Genomic DNA, 315 nt, shown 5'->3' on the forward strand with positions numbered 1-315 from the left:
CTGCGCCCTTTGTCAAAGGGGACGAAGTGACTAAAAACTTGCATGCCATGGCACTTGATCGCATTCGTCAATTAAGCGCACATGAGATTGGTCATACATTGGGGATTGCGCATAATTTCTCTGCGTCAGCAAAAGAGCGTGCATCGGTGATGGATTATCCTCATCCATTGGTTGGCTTCGATGGTCAAGGCAAACTAGATATTACCCAAGGCTATGCCAAGGGCATGGGAGACTGGGATAAGCAAGTCGTAAAGTATGGATATAGTGACTTTGGTGCCAATGATGAAGCGCAAGCATTAGCAGCAATATTGGCAG

General features: G+C 46.7%; 1 protein-coding gene. It reads left to right on the plus strand.

Annotation, left to right across the window (positions count from 1 at the left end; genetic code table 11):
* The coding region (locus CWC11_RS21650) for a zinc-dependent metalloprotease (RefSeq protein ID WP_171038509.1) at positions 1-315 on the plus strand (315 nt) is incomplete at both ends.

The sequence above is a fragment of the Pseudoalteromonas sp. S3178 genome (genome assembly GCF_005886985.1).
GTDB lineage: Bacteria > Pseudomonadota > Gammaproteobacteria > Enterobacterales > Alteromonadaceae > Pseudoalteromonas > Pseudoalteromonas carrageenovora.